This window comes from Candidatus Zixiibacteriota bacterium, assembly GCA_017999435.1.
Lineage (GTDB): Bacteria > Zixibacteria > MSB-5A5 > GN15 > FEB-12 > JAGNLV01.
Genome location: JAGNLV010000002.1, coordinates 26,246 through 43,690, shown reverse-complemented (window position 1 = coordinate 43,690; position 17,445 = coordinate 26,246). Strand labels below are relative to the sequence as shown.

Genomic DNA, 17,445 nt, shown 5'->3' with positions numbered 1-17,445 from the left:
GACCTCCACGCGGAATCGTATTCTGGAAGCTGCTTTAATGGAGTTTGCGGAGCGTGGCGTGGCCGGGGCCCGTGTCGATAGGATCGCGGCCCGTGCCGGCGTCAACAAGGCCCTTATCTACTACTACTACACTTCCAAGCAGCGTCTGTATGAGGAGTCCATTTCAAGTTACATGCGGGCTCTCCTCGACAGTGTGCGGCTCAGCCTGGACGAGGCGTCCAACCTCGAGGAGGCCTTGCACGGAGTGGCCGAGCGCTACTCCTCGATCTTTCTGACGCGCCCGGAAATTCCGCGGCTAATGATGCGCGAGCTGGCCAATCCCGGCAGCACGCTGGTGTCTCAGTGGGCGGAGCGTATCACCGCCTCGGGCGTTCCGGCGACCATCCGGCGGCGCTTGGAGGCCGGGCGCGAGGCGGGGGAGGTCCGGCCCATCGACTTGCGGCAGGCGTTCGTCTCGTTCCTCACGATGCAGATCGGCTACTTTCTCATGTCGCCGCTGGTCGACCGCGTGCTCCACCTTGAGGACCGCGAGGCGTTCGTCGTCGCCCGCCGGGACGCGGTCGTGGACCTGTTCCTGAACGGAGTGAAAGCACGATGAGGCGCACTTTGCTTGCGGGCCTTCTGGCTGTGCTGGCGGCCGGACCGTCGCCGGCGGCCCGCCAATTGACCCTGCGCGAAGCGCTGACGCTGGCGCGGGAGCATTCATTCGAGATCCGACGGGCGCTTGCCGAGGAGCAAGCGGCCGGGGAGGCGCTGGGCGCCGCCCGCGCGGCCCGTCTCCCGACCCTTGACGCGTCGGCGATCGCCTTCTACAACACCGAGGTTGCTTCCCTCGACCTCGCTACCTCGCTGGGACGGCTGTCGCGGGAGATCGGCACAAAAGAGAATGTCCAGACCGATCTCCGCCTGGCGTTCCCGCTGTACACCGGCGGCCGCATCGCCGGCGGCGTCGACGCGGCGCAGGCCTCGGCCCGCCGGCAGGCGGCGCTCACCGAGGCGGCGGTCGACGACCTGCTCTACCGGACGCGGGTCGCTTACCTGACCGTGCACCGGAGCGACCGTCAGATCGAAGCGGCCCGGTCGGCGCTCCGGCGGGCCCAGATCACCCGCGCCCAGGTGGCCTCGTTGCTCTCGGCCGGGGCGGCCGATTCGGTGGCTGTGCTCGAGGCGCAGCTGGCGGTGAGCGAGACCGAGCTGCGTCTGCAGCAGGCGCTGCACGACCGCCGGGAGGCCGTCATCCAATTCGCCCAGTTGGTCGGCCTGTCGGCAAGCGACTCACTCGATCTAGCTACTCCGCTTGCGCCCCCCGCCGCCCCCGGCGATCCCGACACCGGGTTTGTCCGCCCCGAACTGGCCGCCGCGCAGGCGGCGGTTGAGATCGGCCGCGCGGGCGTCGCCCGGGCGGCGGCGGACTGGTTCCCCACCCTGGCGGCTTTCGGCGGCTACTCCTATGGCAAGCCGAACCTCGACCGGTTCGGCAACACCTGGAACGACTACTGGCAGGTCGGCGCGCGGCTGGATTGGTCGTTCAACCTCGGGCGGGGCACGCGGCGCGAAGTCAACCGCGCGAAATTCACCGTCAGCGCCGCCGAAAACCAACGGAACCGCCTCGCCGAACAGCTCCGCGAGCAGCACCTGCTCGCCTGGGAGCGCCTCCGGCTGGCGTACGAGCAGTATCTGACCGCGCTCGACCGCGCCGCCCTCACCCGCCGCAACTATGAACTGGCAACGAGCCGGCACAGCGAGGGAGTGCTGTCGTCCAATCGCCTGATGGAAATCGAAGCCACCCTGAACGAGGCCGAGGCGGGTCTCGCCGCCGCCGAGGCGGGATACTACATCGCGCGCTCGGCCTACCTGTACGCCTCCGGCGCCGACCTGATGACGGAAGGATTTTGATATGAGATTGCTGCTTTTCACTACTGCGCTGTTGGGACTGCTGTTGGCGGCCGGCTGCCGCAACGAGGATGCGGCGCTGTCCGGCTCGGGCATGATCGAAGCGACTGAGGTCACGGTCTCAGCCCAGGTCGGGGGCCAGGTCGAGAAGCTGTATTTCGACGAGGGGACGGTTATCGCCCCCGGCGACACTCTCCTTGTTGTCGACACCACCGCTCTGGGGCTCGAACTGGCTTCGGCGCGCGCCGGCCGCGCGCTCGCCCGGACCCGCCTCCAGGCCGCGCAGCTCCGGCTGAACGACGCTCTCGTGACCGAGGCCTACCTTGCCAACGAGGTGAAACGCATCGAGACGCTCGTGGCCGCCAACACCGCCACCCGGCGCCAGCTCGACGAGCTTCAGTACCGCCACACCCAGGCCGGAATTGCGGTCGGCAGCGCCCGCTCGGCGATCGCCTCGGCCGAGGCGGAAATCGCCAAGATCGACGCCGACATCGCCCGCCTTTTGGACCAATGGGACGATGCTTTTCCGGTCGCCCCGATCGCCGGGACGGTGACGGAGAAGTATGTCGATGCGGGGGAACTGCTCGCCCCCGGACGGCCGATCGCGCGCATCGCCCGGCTCGACACCGTGTGGGTCAAGATCTATCTGCCGGCGCGGGAGTTCGCCGCCGTGACTATCGGCGCCGCCGCCACCGTCGATACCGAAGCGGGGGAATCCTCTCCCGGCCGGGTCACGTGGGTGGCCGACCAGGCGGAGTTCACGCCCAAGAATGTGCAGACCAAAAAGGCCCGGGCCGATCTGGTGTACGCCGTTGAGATCACGGTCGCCAACCCGGCCCACAAACTGAAAATCGGCCAGCCGGTGTTTGTGACGGTGGGGGAGTGATGGCTTTCCTCGAGGTCCAGGGTCTGGCCCGGTCGTACCGCGGCGTGCGGGCGGTCGAGGACTTCTCCTTCGCCATGGAGCGCGGCGAGATCTACGCCCTTGTCGGGCCGGACGGCGCCGGCAAGACGACCGTCATCCGCGCCATCGCCAATCTCATCACGCCCGACCGCGGCCGCATCCTGCTTGACGGGACCGACATCCGCGACCGGTTCGATCGGGTCAAATCCCGCCTCGGGTACATGCCCCAGGTATTTTCGCTCTACCCCGACCTGAGCGTGGAGGAGAACCTCATTTTCTACGCGGGGGTCTACGGCGTGACCGGCCGGGCGTATGAAGAGCGGCGCGACCGGATGTACGATTTTTCGAACCTCCGCCCCTTCGCCGGCCGCCGGGCGGCGGCCCTCTCCGGCGGCATGAAGCAGAAACTGGCGCTCTCCTGCGCCCTCATGCACGACCCCGAGCTGTTGCTGCTCGATGAGCCCACCACCGGCGTCGACCCGCTCTCCCGCCGCCAGTTCTGGGACATTCTTCTGCAGCTCAAGCGGGACGGGGCCGCCGTGCTCGTCACCACCCCCTATATGGATGAAGTGGCCCGCGCCGACCGCGGGAGTTTCGTCTTCGGCGGGCGGAAACTCGCCGAGGGGTCGCCGCGCGAGTTGACCGAGTCGTTTTCGGGCGAGGTCTATTTCGTCGGCGCGGCCGCCGACCTCGAGCTTGTCCGCCGGCTCAACGAGCTGCCCGAGGTGAGCGCCCAGCGCTTCGGCGCCGGCCTGCACCTGTATCTGCCGCGGGGCGGCCGCCTCGAGCCCCACTTGCCCGCTCTGGCGGCGTGCGGCATTCGGCCGGAGCAGATCCGGAAGATCCGTCCCGACCTCGAAGACGCCTTCATCCAGCTGATGGAGCGATCGGCATGAGCGAACCGGCGGTCGCGATCGAGCACCTGACCCGGCGTTTCGGGGAGTTCACGGCGGTCGACGACGTCTCCCTCACCGTGCCGCGCGGCGAGACGTTCGGTTTTCTCGGCGCCAACGGCGCGGGGAAGACGACCACGATCCGCATGCTGACCGGCCTGCTCCTGCCGACCGCGGGCGCCGGCACGGTCGCCGGCTGGGATATTTTCACCCAGTCCGAGCAGATCAAGCGCTCCATCGGGTACATGTCGCAACGGTTCTCCCTCTACCCGGACCTGACCGGGCGGGAGAACCTCCGGTTTTACGGGGCGGCCTACGGGCTCGCGCCGGGCCGGGTGAACCGCCGCCTCGGGGAGCTGACCGAGCGCCTCGGGCTGGGCGAATTCATCGACCGCCAGAGCGGCGCGCTGCCGACCGGCTGGCGCCAGCGCCTCGCGCTCGGCGCCGCGCTGCTGCACGAACCGAGCATCCTGTTCCTCGACGAGCCGACCAGTGGCGTCGACCCCGTCTTCCGCCGCCGGTTCTGGGAGATCCTCTACGAACTGGCCGCCGAGGGCGTCACCGTCTTCGTCACCACCCACTACATGGACGAGGCCGCCTACTGCGACCGGATTTCGATCATGCACCGCGGGAGGATCATCGAGGTGGGCAAACCGTTCGACATCGTCGCCGCCCACGGCCGCGAGACCCTCGAGGACGCCTTCGTCCACCTCATCGCCGCACAGGAGGGCGCCGGTGCATAAGATCCGCTTCATCGCCCGCAAGGAGCTCTACCACATACTCCGGGACCCGCGCTCGCTCATCATCGTCCTCGCCATGCCCATCCTCATGACATTCCTCTACGGCTATGCGATCAACCTCGACATCGAGCACATCACTCTGGCGGTGCTCGACTACGATCGGACGGCGGGCTCGCGGGATTTGATCGAGGCCTTCTACGGCTCGAGCTATTTTTCGCCCCCCGAGACGCCGGTTCGGCCGGAGGATCCGGAGGCGGTCCTCAAGTCGGCCGAGGCCCACGCGGTGCTGGTGATCCGGCCCGGTTTCGCCGAAGCCCTCCGGACCGGGCAGTCCTTCGATCTCGGGCTGTACATCGACGGTTCCGACAACAACATGGCGGCGGCCGTGCAGAACTACGCCGAGGCGCTCCTGTTGGCCGGGCCGTACGCCGGCCGCGCCGACGGTCGGGCTCCCGGCGGGATCACCCTCTCCCGCCAGGTGCTCTACAATCCCGATCTCAAGTCGGCCCAGTTCTTCGTGCCGGGATTGATCGCCCTCATCCTCGTGATGATTTCGGCGCTCCTGACCTCGATCACGATCGCCCGCGAGAAAGAGACCGGAACCATGGAGCAGTTGTTGACCGCGCCGGTGACGCCGGTGCAGATCCTGGTCGGCAAGATCGTGCCGTACATCTTCATCGCCCTGCTCGACGCCGCCGCCATCATCGTCATCGCCCGCACCGTATTCGGCGTCCCCTTTGCCGGCTCGCGACTGCTCATGCTCGGCTACGCCCTCGTCTACATCGGGGTGTCGCTCTCCCTGGGGATACTCATCTCGTCGCTGGCCAAGACGCAGCAGGTCGCCATGATCTTCGCCGTCACGACCACGATGCTGCCGTCGGTGATGCTGTCGGGTTTCATCTTCCCGATCAAGAACATGCCGGTCGTTCTCCAGGGGCTGAGCTACATCATCCCGGCCCGCTACTTCGTGCGGATCATCCGCGCGGTCATGCACAAGGGGGCGGGGATGGAGGCGCTCGTGCTCGAGGGGCTGGCGCTAGCCGTGCTCATGGTCGTGCTCATGGCCGTCGCCGCGAGAAAATTCCGAATGAAAGTGGCGTGATCATGGATACCCGCGCCCTCCGAGGACTGGTTCGAAAAGAGTTCATCCAGGTGTTCCGCGACCGGAACATGCTCCTCATCATCTTCGCCATGCCCGTCGTCCAGCTCATCATTTTCGGCTACGTTGCCAACACCGAGGTGAGGGAGGTCGCCCTCGACGTCTACGACTTCGACCGCACGGCCGTGTCCCGCCAGTACGCCACGGCGCTGGGGGCGGGGAACTACTTTACCGTGCAGTCGCCGGAGGCGCCCCTGCTCGAGGTTGAGGAGCGTTTCCGCCGGAGCGACGCCGAGATGGCGCTGGTGATTCCGCCCAATTTCACCCGCGATCTCACCTCGGGCGGCCGTCCCGTCGTGGGGATTGTCGCCGACGGCGCCAACTCCAACACCGCCGCCATCGGCATGGGCTACCTCGCCCGCATTTCCGCCCAGTATGCCCGCGGGGTTACGGAGGTGTCCGCGCCGGTGCGGTTGCGCTTCCAGGTCCTGTACAATCCCGAAATGGAGTCGGTCTACTTCATGGTCCCCGGCATCGTCGCGGCCCTTCTGACTATGGTCACCGTCATGCTCACCTCCATGGCTGTCGTCCGCGAGCGGGAGCGGGGAACTCTCGAGCAGCTACTGGTCACGCCGATTTCGACGGTCACCCTGCTTCTGGGCAAACTCCTGCCCTTCGCCGTGCTGGGGATCGTGGAGATGATTCTGGCTCTGACGATCGGGGTGCTTTGGTTCGGGATACCTTTCGCCGGGTCGGTGCCGCTGCTGTTTGCGCTGTCGGGGCTCTACTTGTTTTCGACGCTGGGGATCGGTTTGTTCTTTTCGACGATCACCTCGACCCAGCAGCAGGCTATGTTTTTCGCCTGGTTTTTCTCGGTTTTCGCGCTTTTGACCAGCGGCCTGTTCACCCCGATTTCCAATATGCCGCAATCGGTTCAGTACCTGACGTACGTGAACCCGATGCGCTACTTCATGGACATCGCGCGCGGGATCATGATGCGCGGCGCGGGCGTGGGCGAACTGGCCGGCGACATCTGGCCGCTGGCTGTCTTCGGCGCCGTCGTCCTGTCTGTCTCCATCATGCGTTTCTCCAAGCGCACCGCCTGACCGGGGCCGGGGCGCCCCCGGGGCGGTCGGCTGCATTCTCCTGCTGGACACGTCGCCTCCGCCGCGTATATTACCGGAGGAGCCCCGCAACCGGCTCCCGCCGATGAAAGGACCGGCAGCCATGCCGATATACGAATTCAAGTGCGGCCGCTGCGCCGCGACGTTTGAGGAACTGGTGAGCAGCGGCACCGACGCGGTGCCGTGCCCGAAGTGCGGTTCGGCCGATGTTTACCGGCTGATCTCGCTGGTTTCGTCGAAGGGGATGTCGGCCGGAAGTTGCGCCGGCTGCGCTCCCTCTCCCGCCAAGTGCCGCGGGTGCTCCGGCGGCCACTAGAGCCGTTCGGGCAGTTCTCCCACAGCGCGAAACGACTGTTTCACGCAGTCGTTCAGCCCGATCCCGTAGTAGGCATTGCCGGTCACGGCGATATTGCCCAGCCGCGCGAGTTCGGCCTCAATGAGCGCCAGCCGTGCAAGGTGCCCGATCGTGAACTGGGGGATGCCGCGCTCCCAGCGGTAGATGCGGATCACTTCCGGCCCGCCGCGGAGGGCCATGACCGCGCTGAGGTCCCGGTGCACGGTCTCCTGCAATTCCTCGTCGGTGAGGTTCATCACCTCCCGGTCGCCGTCCCCGCCGACCATCGTGCGGAACTGCACTTTTCCCGCCGGAGCGCGGTCGGCGAAAATCGACGAGGTCCAGATCGAGCCGAGGATCCGGCGTCCCTCGACGCGCGGGACGAGGAACCCGAACCCGTCCACCGCGCGCCCCACCGCCGCGCCGTCGTAGCCGGAGCAGACGACCGCGATCGGGGCGTACTCGATGGCCGCGAGGGCCTCGCTCAGCTTTGCCGAGAGCGGCCGCACGAGCGCGGCCGCCTCATAGGAGGGCGTCGCAAGGATGACCCGCGGCGCCCGCACCTCCCGGCCGTCGGCGAGCCCCACCCGGTAGCCCCGGCCGTCCCGCTCGATGCACACGGCGCCGGCGCCCGTGGCGATGTCGTCGCCGTAGCGTTCGCGGGCGCGCGCGATCACGGCGTCGAGACCGCCGCGAAACGAGGTGAGCCAGCCGCCGGGACCGGCCGGGCCGCCCGCGGCGCGCCCGGACCGCTTCGTCGCCCGCATCTTCGCCACCATCGCCCGCAGGAGCGAACCGTACTCCGCCTCCATTTCCGCCATGAGGCGGAAGGTCGCCCGCAGACTCAGCCGGTCGGCCATCCCCCCGTACACGCCCGAGACCATCGGCTGCACGAGGTAGTCGGCCGCTTCCCGGCCGATCCGGCGGCGGGCGAAATCGTAGACCGACTCGTCGATTCCCTCCGGCCGCTTGCGCCCGAACGGTTCCATGGCCACGCGCAGCCGGCCCCTCAGGCTGAGGATGTCGGACCGCAGAAACGCCGGGGGGGACATCGGCACCTCGCGGAGCCGCCCGCCCCGGAGGATGAACCGCTTCTGCACCGCCGCGCTGGCCCGCTCCAGCCGGTCTTCCAACCCCAGCTCCCCCGCCAGCCGGAGCGTGAGCGGCTCCCGGTCAAGGAAACCGTTGGGGCCCCAGTCGAAGCTGTACCCCGCGACCCGGTCGGTCCCGACTGTCCCGCCCAGCCGCGCCTCCTTCTCGTAGAGCGCGGCTGCCAGCGCCGGCCGCAGGGTGCGCGCGAAGTGCAGCGCGGCCAGGCCGGAGATGCCCCCGCCGATGATCGCGAGATCCTTAGAGATGCTGCTCGACATTGCGCCGCGCGTCGATGATGCGCGCGAGCGTCCGCGCCAACCGGGGATCGTCGTTGAACATCGGCATCCGGCGGATCCGCTCGCCCGCGTTGAGGAGCTGTTTCAGTTCGATATCTATTTCGTAGAGCGTCTCGATGTGGTCGCAGACAAAGCTGATCGGCACGACAAACAGCCGCCGCCCCGCGCCCAGCAGCCGGCGCGCCTCGGCCACCGTGTCCGGCCCCACCCACGCCACCGGGCCCGTCCGGCTCTGAAACGACAGGAAATATTCGCGGTCGCCCGCCGCCAGCGAGGCGGTGGCTCTCACCTGGTCCACGTACGGGTCGCCGTCGTCCACAAACGACTGCGGAATGGCGTGCGCCGAAAACAGGATCGTCTCGTCCTCGCGCATGTGGTTGCCGATATACTCCCGCAGCAGGAAGAGGTAACCCTGGTTATTGTGGAAGTCGTCGATGAACACCGGGTGCACGTCGTCGTACCGTTCGAGGGCCCGGCGGGCCTCGGCGAACGACGATCCAGTGGTGGCGCGGCAGTACTGCGGGTACATCGGGAGGAAAAACATCGTCCGGCAGCCGTCCTCGTACGCCTGGCGCACGGCCTCGCCGGTCATCGGCGGCGCGTAGCGCATCCCGATATAGCAGCGCAGCGGGCGGGTCACCGCCCCTTCGGCAAACGACCGCTCGAGGTGCGCCTTCTGCGCCTCGGTCCAGTGCAGCAGGGGAGAGCCGCCGCCGATCAAATCGTAGTGCCGCTTCACCTTCTCCGCCCGCCGGGCCGCGATCAGTTTCGCCAGCGGTTTCTGCAGCAGCGGCCCGCCCGGCAGGCGGATGATGCGGCGGTCGGAGAAGATGTTGTACAGGTAGGCCGGCACTTCGGCCGTCGTCCGCGGGCCGCCCATGGCCAGCAGGATCACGCAGGCAGGTGTTTCCGAAAACGCCATTCAAATCGTCCGTGAAAATTGCGGCCGTTCGCCCGACGGCTGGGCGCCGAGGTAGGCGTCGAACGTCATCGCGATGTTGCGCACGAAAGTGCGTCCGAGCGGCGTCACGCGCAGCTCGCCCTCGCCTTCTTCCACCAGACCGTCGTCGAAAAACTCCCGCAGCCGGGAGTGCTCCGCGCCGAAATACTCGGCATAGTCCGCGCCGAACCGGTCGCGCAGCGCCCGGTAGCCGAGCCGGAAATTGCACATGAGACCGGCGATGACATACTGCCGGATGAGATCGTCGCGCGAGAGCACCAGGCCCCGGTAGACCGCGAATGCCTCCCCGTCCATGGCCGCGTGGTAGGCCGCCAGTGTGCTGTGGTTCTGGAAGAAGCTGTCGTTGAGGTAGCCGATCGAGGACATCCCCAGGCCGATCATGTCGGGCGAGGTTTTGACCGTGTACCCCATGAAATTGCGGTGCAGCTTGCCGTCGGCCTGCGCCCGCGCCAGCTCGTCCTCGGGGAGCGCGAAATGGTCCATCCCGATCTGGCGGTAGCCGGCCCCCGTGAACATCTCCACCGCCGTCGCAAAGAGGCCGTACTTGACCTCGGTGTCGGGGAGGTCATCCGGCTTGATCGCGCGCTGGTTGGCCATGCGCTGCGGAAGGTAGGCGAAGCTGTACACCGCGACCCGGTCGGGCCGGAGCGAGAGAGCCAGGCGGATCGTCTCGGCAAACGACGCCACCGTCTGTTTTGGAAGGCCGTAAATGAGGTCGAAATTCAGCCCCTTGAACTCGAGCGCACGGCAGTGCGCGACCGTCTCGGCCACCAGGCGGTACGGCTGTATGCGCCCCACCGCCGTCTGCACCGCCTCGTTGAAATCCTGCACGCCGAGCGACACCCGGTTGAACCCCTGCCCGGCGAGAAAACTCAACTGCTCCGGCGTCGTGACCCGCGGATCGATCTCGATCGACTTCTCGCAGTCGTCGGCGTACCGGAACACGCTCCCCAGCGAGCCGAGCACGTTCCCCAGCTCGTCAACCGTCAGATAGGTCGGCGTGCCGCCGCCGAAGTGGAGCTGGTTGACCGTCCGCCGCCCGCCGAGGTGGGCCCCGACCCGCTCGGTCTCCCGGCCAAGCGCAGCGAGGTAAGCGCCTACCGCCTCGCGTTCGTTCAGAATGCAGGTGTTGCAGCCGCAGTAAAAACACCGCTTGCGACAGAACGGGATGTGGCAGTAGACCGACAACGGCGTGTCGGTCTGCGCGCCCGCCGCCTCCAGCGCCTTCACATACGCCTCCCGGCCGACCGCCTCCGACCACTCCGGCGCCGTCGGGTAGCTCGTGTACCTCGGGCCGGGGCGGTCGTACTTCCGGAGCAGTTCAATCGGGACATGGGTGGCGCTGTGGGCGTGGTCAGCCATCGTCGTTACCTGTAGTCGTGCACCGTCTGCACGAGCGTCTCCACCGCCTCGACCGGGGTCTCCGGCCGGATACCGTGGCCGAGATTGAAAATGAGCCGCCGCGGGTCTTCGATTTTGTCCAGGATCGACCGGACGCGGGCGATGATCGTCTCGCGCGTCCCGAACAGCACGGCCGGTTCCAGGTTCCCCTGCACCGCTTTGCCGGGGAGGGCCGCCGCCGCCGCCTGCAGGTCCATGCGGTAGTCGACACCGACCACCTCGCAGTCGAGCGCGCTCACCATGTCGATGTAGGGGGCGAGGTTGTTGACAAACAGTATGCGGGGCGCCGTGCGCGGCGCCAGCCGGGTGAAAATCTCCTCTGTCCAGCGGAGCGACCAGTCGCGGTAGTCCTCGCGCGAGAGAATCCCCCCCCAGCTGTCGAACAACTGGACCGCGTCGCAGCCGGCCGCCAGTTGGGCCTCGAGGTAGCGGACGGTCACGTCCGTGACCAGCGCCATCAGGCGCTCCGCCGCCTCCGGGTGCCGGTGAATGAACTGCTTGACGGTCTCGAAATGCCTGGAGCCTTTCCCCTCGATGAGGTAGCAGGCGATTGTGAAGGGCGACCCGGCAAAACCTATCAGGGGCGTTTCGGGCAAGAGCCGCTTAATCTCGCGGATGCCGTCGCAGACGAAGGCCAGCTCGGCCGCCACGTCGAAATCGTGCAGCCGCTCCGCGTCCTCGGGTCGCGCGATCGGCCGGGCCAGTTCCGGCCCGCCCTCGGCGAACGAAACTGCGGCCCCCATCGGGTCCAGCACGATGAGGATGTCGGAGAACAGTATGGCGGCGTCGAGCCCGAACCGCCGGACCGGCTGGCGGACAACCTCGGCGATCAGCTTCGGGTCGCGGCAGAGCTGCTCGAACGTCGCCTGCCGCCGCACCGCCCGGTAGTCGGGGAGGTAGCGCCCCGCCTGGCGCATGATCCAGACCGGTATCCGGCCGTCGTTGCGGCCGCTGCAGGCTTGGAGAAACGGGCTGTTCGCTAGGTCCACGTGTGCGCTTCCTCTTTGATCAGTTCGGCCAGCGTCTCCGCCGCCCCGTCGAGCAGGGCGTCGTCGTGGGCTGCGGAGATGAAGCAAACCTCGTAACCCGAGGGCGGCAGGTAGAGACCGGCGTCGAGAACTTTTCCATGGAACCGGTTGTAGTGGGCGATCCCGTCGGGGTCGATCGCCCGGGCGGCGCGGGGAATGTGCTCCTGGAACACGATCCAGAAGATCGAGGCGACCCCGACCACGTTCACCCGGTTGCCCCGCACGCGCGCCGTGATCGCGCTCACGAAGCGGCGGTTGCGGGCCTCGAGGTCGGCGTAGATGCGCCCGTCGGCCAGCTTCTCCAGCGTCGCCAGCCCGGCCGTCATCGCCACCGGATTCCCCGAGAGCGTCCCCGCCTGGTACACCGGGCCGTCGGGCGACAGGAGGTCCATGATCTCGGCCCGCCCGCCGAACGCCCCGACCGGCATCCCCCCGCCGATCACCTTGCCGAAGGTCACCAGGTCCGGGTGGATGCCGTAGTACTGCAGGGCGCCTCCCAGGCCGAGGCGGAACCCGGTGATCACTTCGTCGAGCACCAGCAGCGCCCCGTGTTTTTCCGTCAGCGCGCGGAGCAGGCGCATGTACTCGTGGCGCTGGATGAGCAGGCCATTGTTGGCCGGGATCCCTTCGATCACCGCCGCCGCCAGCCGATCGCCGTTCTGGCGGAAAAACCGCTCGAGCGCGTCTTCGTCGTCGAGCGGCAGCACCGCCGTCAGGCTCGCGACCGCCTCCGGGACGCCGGCGGAGGAGGGAGTGCCGAAGGTCGCCAGCCCGCTGCCCGCCTGCACGAGGAGCGGGTCCGCGTGCCCGTGGTAGCAGCCGTCGAACATGAGGATGAGGTCGCGCTTGGTGAATCCCCGTGCGACCCGGATCGCCGACATGACCGCCTCGGTGCCCGAGGAGACGAAACGGATCTTCTCGATCGCCGGGATGTGCCGCACGATGAAATCCGCCAGTCTGAATTCGATCTCGGTGGCGGTTCCGTACGTCATCCCCCGCCGGACCTGCTCAACTACCGCAGCGACCGCCTCCGGGTCGGCGTGGCCGAGAATGAGCGGTCCCCAGGATCCGCCGAAATCGAGGTACCGGTTGTCGTCGGCGTCCCATATATACGCGCCTTCCCCTCTGGCGATGACGCGGGGCACGCCGCCCACCGACTTGAACGCCCGCACCGGCGAATTGACTCCGCCGGGGATCACCCTCCGGGCCCGTTCCATGATCTGTTTTGATTTGTCCGTCTTCATGTCTATCCGATACGGGATGTCCGCCGCTCGCGCTCACTCCTTCAGCTTCGTATATGCGGCCTCGACAATTTGTTCCGGATCGTTGGCCGGTCCGGCCGCCTCCGCCCGTTTCAGACCGGTCCAGGCGCCGTCCCGCTGCGTCCCGAGCACCGCCAGCAGCCGAAACGCGTCTCCCTGCCGCTCGGAGTACACGCCCAGCGGCAGCGAGCACCCCAGTCCGAACCGCTGGAGCAGGCCGCGTTCCACCCGGGCCGTGAGCATCATCTCCGGAGAGCCGAGCCGGCCCGCCGCCGCTTCCACCCGCGGGTCGTGCGTGCGGATCTGGATGCCGAGAATTCCTTGGGCGGGTGCGGGAAGGAACTGCCGGGGATCCAGGGGCAGCGCGACCAGGCCGGAGAGATCGAGGCGGAGGCGCTCGACCCCGGCGAGCGCGAGCACGATCGCATCGTACTGCCCGTCCCGCAGCTTGGCGATCCGGGTCGGCACATTTCCGCGAAGATCCTTGATGCGCGCCGAGGGGCGGTGGAACGCGATCTGGCACTTGCGCCGGGCCGATGAGGTTCCGATCACGCTCCCCTCCCGAACCGGGATGAGACCGTCGCCGTGGTGCGCCGCCGGGCGGATCAGGAGAAGTTCGCGGCGATCGGCGCGGTACCCGGCGGCGGCGAGCTTGAGCCCCGCGGGCTGGGTCGTCATGAGGTCTTTGAGGGAGTGCACGGCCAGATCGATGTCGCCGGCCAGGAGCGCCTCTTCGATCTCCTTGGTGAAAAACCCCTTCCCCTCCATCTTGTCAAAGGACAGGTCCTGAATACGGTCGCCGGCGGTTTTGATGATCTTGATCTCCACCGTCTGACCCAACTCGCGGGCGAGGATATCGGAAATGAAATGGGCCTGCCAGAGAGCCAGGTCCGAGCCGCGCGATCCTATGATGAGAGGCCTTGCGTCGGTCAAACCGCTTCCTTACGACTTTCCCCCAACATATCAAACAGGAACTGATCCTGCAAGTCGACAAGATGGTTTGACAGGAGACGCGCGGGGCCGAAAGACGAGTGGCCGATGAGTTTTATTACAAGAGTGCGAAGGTGTTCTTTCTGTTCGCGGGAGAGTTCGCAAAGCTTCTTCTCAAAGAAATCATCGAGTGCCCGGTTGGCCAGTTCGAGCGACTGTTCGTAGCTGTCGCGGAGAATCGGCTTCATCGATACCTCCAGCCGATTTCGCAGAAACGCCTGCACCGCCTCACCGACAATCTCATTGGCCCGGCTCGACTCGACAAACTTGCGGCGCAGGTTGCGCTGCTCGCGGGTTTTAAGCGCGGGGATGTCCACCAGCACCGCGCGGGGATCGCGGCCGAACTCGGGGGAGAAATCCTGCGGGATCGCCAGGTCGATACAGAGCACCGGCGGCCGGCCCGCGGAGAGCTTCTCCAGGTGCTCGTGGGTGAACACGAATGCGGGGGAAGCGGTCGCGGAGAGGATCGCGTCGACGGGCGGGGGAGTGGTGAGGAACTCCGCCAGTCCCATCCCCCGGCCGCCGAACTCGCGCGCCAGACTCGCCGCCTTGTCCGCCGTCCGGTTGACAAAGACCAGCTCCGCCAGGCCGGCCTTGGCGATGTAACGGGCCATCTTCGATGTCATCGCGCCCGCCCCGACCAGCGCCACGGTCGGTCGCTCCCTCCGGTCGCCCAACGCCGCTTCCAGTTCGGAGTACGCCAGCGAAGCCATCGACACGGCGCCGTCGCCGAGACTGGTCTCAGTCCGTACCCGCTTGGCGACCGCGAGTGCCTCTTTCGTCAACACGTCGAGCATCGTTCCCGACAACCCCGCCTCGGTCGCTTCTCGGGCGGCCTCTTTGAACTGACCGGTGATCTGGGTTTCTCCCACGACGAGCGAGTCAAGGGAGGCCACGGTGCGGAACAAGTGACGGACCGCATCACGGCCGGAGTACTGATAAAAGTCGTTGGGAAAAAAGGAGATGTCCCGACCGCCGGCAAAGAAGAAGTCTATCAGGCGGTGCAGGACCCGGGCGGTCGAGCCGTTCTCACGCGAGGCAAAAATGAACTCCACCCGGTTGCAGGTCGACAGGTAAATCAATTCGTCGACCCCGAGCGCCGCTTTCAGTTGCACCAGACGGTCAAGTTTGCCCTCACGGTCGATCGTCAACGTCTCCAACAGCCGCATGTTCTGCTGCCAGATTGAGGTCCCGATGATGCCGAGTTCCATGTCCGTCCTTAGGCTTGAGTTCCGCCGGCGTCCATTTCCATTGTGGGCAAAGGTATCATCCCGCCGAATTGTTTTGTCATCCGACTGTCATAGTTGTGAAAAAAGGTACAAGAAGTGGGAATTAACTCTCCACGAGAACATACTCAAGAGTGTGGATTTTCCCGCACCCGCCGCCCAAAAATCCCTTGCCTCGCCCAACTATTTGGCTATTTTGCCAAATAAAGGAATACTCGTCAAAGGCACTGTGTGGATTCTGCGACCAGACAACTTTTCGCCTCTCGCGCCCGGGTCATCAAAGCGCTCGCCCATCCTACTCGGCTGTTCATTGTCGATGAGCTCTCGCGCGGCGAACGGTGCGTGTGCGCCCTGCGCGACCTGGTCGGGGCCGACATCTCGACCGTCTCCAAGCACCTCGCCGTGCTGAAAGCGGCCGGTATTGTCGACGACGACAAGCGGGGTCTGCAGGTGTGGTACCGCCTGCGCGTCCCATGCATCCTGAACTTTTTCGGGTGTGTCGAGGAGGTTCTCCGCACCCATCGCCGGGGAGTGGCCTCCGGCCATGAGTGAGCGTCTCTCCGGGGGTCGTTCGGCCGGCGGGTCGGTCGCCGGGCGGGGATCCATCATTGGGGCGGGTGGGTGAGCCGATGGACTGGAGGCGCGAATGGCGGCCGCTGGCGGTTCTCACCGCCGTCTTCCTCGGTCTGTATTTCCTCCCCTTGACCGGCCCCCGGGCGGCCTCGGCCTGGTCTGAGGCGCTTGCGCTCACCCAGTGGTATGCCCGCGAGCATGTGATCCTGTGCCTTCTGCCGGCGTTCTTTATCGCCGGGGCGATCGGCGTGTTCGTCGGGAAAGCATCGGTGATGAAATACCTCGGCGCAGGGGCCGACCAGCGGCTCGCCTACGGCGTCGCGTCGGTTTCGGGTTCGGTGCTGGCGGTGTGCTCGTGCACCGTGCTGCCGCTGTTCGCCGGGATATACCGCATGGGCGCCGGGCTCGGTCCGGCCGCCGCCTTCCTCTACGCCGGCCCCGCGATTAACGTGCTCGCCGTCATTCTGACCGCGCGCGTGCTCGGCCTGTCGCTGGGGGTCGCGCGGGCGGTCGGGGCGGTTCTGTTCAGCATCGTCATCGGCCTGCTCATGCACTTCTTCTTCCGCCGCGAGGCGCGGGAGCGGGAGGCCGCGGCCGCCGTGTTGCCGGCCGATGAACCAGTCCGACCGCTGGGCCAGACGGCGCTCTTTTTCGGTCTGATGATCGCCGTGCTGGTGTTCGCCACTTGGGGCCGCCCGGCCCAGCCGGTCGGGTTTTGGTCGGCCGTGTACGCGATCAAGTGGTGGCTGACCGGCGCCGCCGCGCTCGCGCTGGGGGCGCTGTTGTGGCGACGATTCGGTCTTGCCTGGTGGAAAGTGGCCGCGCCGGCGGCCGTGACCCTCGCGCTCGCCTGGCTCTTCCCCGATCGGCCGCAACTCGTGTTTGCCGTCGGCGTAATCGGGCTCTCGGTCGTCCTCGCGGCGTCGCCGGGCGAACCGGGGGAGTGGTTCGCCCAGACTTGGGGGTTCGCCAAACAGATTCTGCCGCTGCTCGTTATCGGCGTGCTCGCCGCGGGAGCGCTTCTCGGCCGGCCGGGAGAGGAGGGGCTGATCCCGCAAACCTGGGTGGCCGCGGCTGTGGGCGGCAACTCCCTTCAGGCGAACCTCCTCGCCTCGGTCATCGGCGCTTTCATGTACTTTGCGACGCTCACCGAGATCCCGATCCTGCAGGGGCTGATCGGCTCGGGGATGGGACCGGGGCCGGCGCTCGCCCTGCTTCTGTCCGGCCCGGCCGTTTCGCTGCCGAGCATGCTCGTGATCCGCTCGGTGATTGGGACCAAAAAAACCGTGGTGTACGTCCTGCTGGTGGTCGGGATGGCGACCCTCAGCGGACTGATCTATGGCGCATTACTCTAAGGCAAAGGGCGATACAACATGAAGAAGATCCAGGTTTTTGGGCCGGGCTGCGCGAAATGCGAGGAACTCGCCCGGCTGGCCGCAGCCGCGGTGGCCGAACTCGGCCTCGCCTGTGAGGTGGAAAAAGTGTCCGACATCCGGGCGATCATGGAGGCCGGCGTTATGATCACACCGGCGCTGGCGGTCGACGGCCGGGTGTTGGTCGCGGGCAAAGTCCCGTCCCTGGCCAAACTGAAAGAAATCCTCGCCTGACTCTCAGGCGGAACCAGAAGGG

18 protein-coding genes are annotated in these 17,445 nt (G+C 66.9%); 11 read left to right on the top strand and 7 right to left on the bottom strand.

Translation table 11 applies throughout. From position 1 onward, the window contains the following. The first annotated feature begins 58 nt into the window (after positions 1 to 58). From KA261_05725 to KA261_05690, 8 genes are all read left to right on the top strand, one after another. Positions 59 to 598, top strand: a complete 540-nt coding sequence (locus KA261_05725; GenBank protein MBP7697290.1) for a TetR/AcrR family transcriptional regulator — start codon at positions 59 to 61, stop codon at positions 596 to 598. Further along, complete coding sequence (locus KA261_05720; GenBank protein MBP7697289.1) at positions 595 to 1,896, top strand: TolC family protein; 1,302 nt, start codon at positions 595 to 597, stop codon at positions 1,894 to 1,896. The genes KA261_05725 and KA261_05720 overlap by 4 nt, the downstream gene beginning before the upstream one ends. Position 1,897: 1 nt before the next feature. Next, entirely contained in the window at positions 1,898 to 2,779 is an 882-nt protein-coding gene (locus tag KA261_05715) for an efflux RND transporter periplasmic adaptor subunit (protein ID MBP7697288.1), read from the top strand. Continuing rightward, positions 2,779 to 3,693: an ABC transporter ATP-binding protein gene (locus KA261_05710; GenBank protein ID MBP7697287.1), complete on the top strand. Its 915-nt coding sequence runs from the start codon at positions 2,779 to 2,781 to the stop codon at positions 3,691 to 3,693. The genes KA261_05715 and KA261_05710 overlap by 1 nt, the downstream gene beginning before the upstream one ends. After that, a complete protein-coding gene (locus tag KA261_05705) occupies positions 3,690 to 4,433 on the top strand; it encodes an ABC transporter ATP-binding protein (protein MBP7697286.1) in 744 nt (247 codons plus the stop codon). Before KA261_05710 ends, KA261_05705 begins: the two co-directional genes overlap by 4 nt. After that, positions 4,426 to 5,532 carry an ABC transporter permease gene (locus KA261_05700; GenBank protein MBP7697285.1) on the top strand — a complete coding sequence of 369 codons (1,107 nt, stop codon included), beginning with the start codon at positions 4,426 to 4,428 and terminating at the stop codon, positions 5,530 to 5,532. Before KA261_05705 ends, KA261_05700 begins: the two co-directional genes overlap by 8 nt. A gap of 2 nt (positions 5,533 to 5,534) precedes the next feature. Further along, positions 5,535 to 6,635, top strand: a complete 1,101-nt coding sequence (locus KA261_05695; GenBank protein MBP7697284.1) for an ABC transporter permease — start codon at positions 5,535 to 5,537, stop codon at positions 6,633 to 6,635. Positions 6,636 to 6,756: 121 nt separating this feature from the next. After that, positions 6,757 to 6,969 carry a zinc ribbon domain-containing protein gene (locus KA261_05690; GenBank protein MBP7697283.1) on the top strand — a complete coding sequence of 71 codons (213 nt, stop codon included), beginning with the start codon at positions 6,757 to 6,759 and terminating at the stop codon, positions 6,967 to 6,969. Here KA261_05690 and hemG read toward each other — a convergent pair. Genes hemG through hemA form a run of 7 tightly spaced genes read right to left on the bottom strand, consistent with a single transcriptional unit; the run spans position 6,966 to position 15,228 of the window. Beyond that, a complete protein-coding gene (hemG, locus tag KA261_05685) occupies positions 6,966 to 8,357 on the bottom strand; it encodes a protoporphyrinogen oxidase (protein MBP7697282.1) in 1,392 nt (463 codons plus the stop codon). The two genes, KA261_05690 and hemG, sit on opposite strands and share 4 nt — an antisense overlap. Then, positions 8,338 to 9,297, bottom strand: a complete 960-nt coding sequence (gene hemH, locus KA261_05680) for a ferrochelatase (protein MBP7697281.1) — start codon at positions 9,295 to 9,297, stop codon at positions 8,338 to 8,340. Before hemH ends, hemG begins: the two co-directional genes overlap by 20 nt. Next, positions 9,298 to 10,698, bottom strand: a complete 1,401-nt coding sequence (gene hemN / locus KA261_05675) for an oxygen-independent coproporphyrinogen III oxidase (GenBank protein ID MBP7697280.1) — start codon at positions 10,696 to 10,698, stop codon at positions 9,298 to 9,300. Positions 10,699 to 10,703: 5 nt separating this feature from the next. Beyond that, positions 10,704 to 11,726 (bottom strand): uroporphyrinogen decarboxylase, encoded by a 1,023-nt coding sequence (gene hemE / locus KA261_05670; GenBank protein MBP7697279.1) that lies wholly within the window; start codon positions 11,724 to 11,726, stop codon positions 10,704 to 10,706. Beyond that, on the bottom strand, positions 11,717 to 13,009 hold the full coding sequence (locus KA261_05665; GenBank protein MBP7697278.1) for a glutamate-1-semialdehyde 2,1-aminomutase: 1,293 nt from the start codon (positions 13,007 to 13,009) through the stop codon (positions 11,717 to 11,719). The genes hemE and KA261_05665 overlap by 10 nt, the downstream gene beginning before the upstream one ends. 33 nt (positions 13,010 to 13,042) lie before the next feature. Next, entirely contained in the window at positions 13,043 to 13,960 is a 918-nt protein-coding gene (gene hemC / locus KA261_05660; GenBank protein MBP7697277.1) for a hydroxymethylbilane synthase, read from the bottom strand. After that, positions 13,957 to 15,228, bottom strand: a complete 1,272-nt coding sequence (hemA, locus tag KA261_05655) for a glutamyl-tRNA reductase (protein ID MBP7697276.1) — start codon at positions 15,226 to 15,228, stop codon at positions 13,957 to 13,959. Before hemA ends, hemC begins: the two co-directional genes overlap by 4 nt. A gap of 246 nt (positions 15,229 to 15,474) precedes the next feature. Between hemA and KA261_05650 the strand changes: the two genes are divergently transcribed. The 3 genes from KA261_05650 (at position 15,475) to KA261_05640 (ending at position 17,423) form a co-directional block, all read left to right on the top strand. Continuing rightward, the gene (locus KA261_05650) at positions 15,475 to 15,795 is read left to right on the top strand and encodes a winged helix-turn-helix transcriptional regulator (protein ID MBP7697275.1); all 321 of its coding nucleotides are present in this window, start codon (positions 15,475 to 15,477) and stop codon (positions 15,793 to 15,795) included. A gap of 77 nt (positions 15,796 to 15,872) precedes the next feature. After that, positions 15,873 to 17,171 (top strand): permease, encoded by a 1,299-nt coding sequence (locus KA261_05645; protein ID MBP7697274.1) that lies wholly within the window; start codon positions 15,873 to 15,875, stop codon positions 17,169 to 17,171. Positions 17,172 to 17,189: 18 nt separating this feature from the next. After that, positions 17,190 to 17,423: a TM0996/MTH895 family glutaredoxin-like protein gene (locus KA261_05640; GenBank protein ID MBP7697273.1), complete on the top strand. Its 234-nt coding sequence runs from the start codon at positions 17,190 to 17,192 to the stop codon at positions 17,421 to 17,423. The last annotated feature ends 22 nt before the right edge of the window (positions 17,424 to 17,445 follow it).

Excerpts from the sequence above, each read along its gene's own strand:
- KA261_05690 (MBP7697283.1), top strand. The coding sequence starts at position 6,757 with ATGCCGATATACGAATTCAAGTGCGGCCGCTGCGCCGCGACGTTTGAG.
- KA261_05705 (MBP7697286.1), top strand. The coding sequence starts at position 3,690 with ATGAGCGAACCGGCGGTCGCGATCGAGCACCTGACCCGGCGTTTCGGG.
- KA261_05720 (MBP7697289.1), top strand. The coding sequence starts at position 595 with ATGAGGCGCACTTTGCTTGCGGGCCTTCTGGCTGTGCTGGCGGCCGGA.
- hemA (MBP7697276.1), bottom strand. The coding sequence starts at position 15,228 with ATGGAACTCGGCATCATCGGGACCTCAATCTGGCAGCAGAACATGCGG.
- hemN (MBP7697280.1), bottom strand. The coding sequence starts at position 10,698 with ATGGCTGACCACGCCCACAGCGCCACCCATGTCCCGATTGAACTGCTC.
- hemG (MBP7697282.1), bottom strand. The coding sequence starts at position 8,357 with ATGTCGAGCAGCATCTCTAAGGATCTCGCGATCATCGGCGGGGGCATC.
- hemH (MBP7697281.1), bottom strand. The coding sequence starts at position 9,297 with ATGGCGTTTTCGGAAACACCTGCCTGCGTGATCCTGCTGGCCATGGGC.
- KA261_05715 (MBP7697288.1), top strand. The coding sequence starts at position 1,898 with ATGAGATTGCTGCTTTTCACTACTGCGCTGTTGGGACTGCTGTTGGCG.
- KA261_05665 (MBP7697278.1), bottom strand. The coding sequence starts at position 13,009 with ATGAAGACGGACAAATCAAAACAGATCATGGAACGGGCCCGGAGGGTG.
- KA261_05640 (MBP7697273.1), top strand. The coding sequence starts at position 17,190 with ATGAAGAAGATCCAGGTTTTTGGGCCGGGCTGCGCGAAATGCGAGGAA.
- KA261_05710 (MBP7697287.1), top strand. The coding sequence starts at position 2,779 with ATGGCTTTCCTCGAGGTCCAGGGTCTGGCCCGGTCGTACCGCGGCGTG.
- KA261_05695 (MBP7697284.1), top strand. The coding sequence starts at position 5,535 with ATGGATACCCGCGCCCTCCGAGGACTGGTTCGAAAAGAGTTCATCCAG.
- KA261_05645 (MBP7697274.1), top strand. The coding sequence starts at position 15,873 with ATGGACTGGAGGCGCGAATGGCGGCCGCTGGCGGTTCTCACCGCCGTC.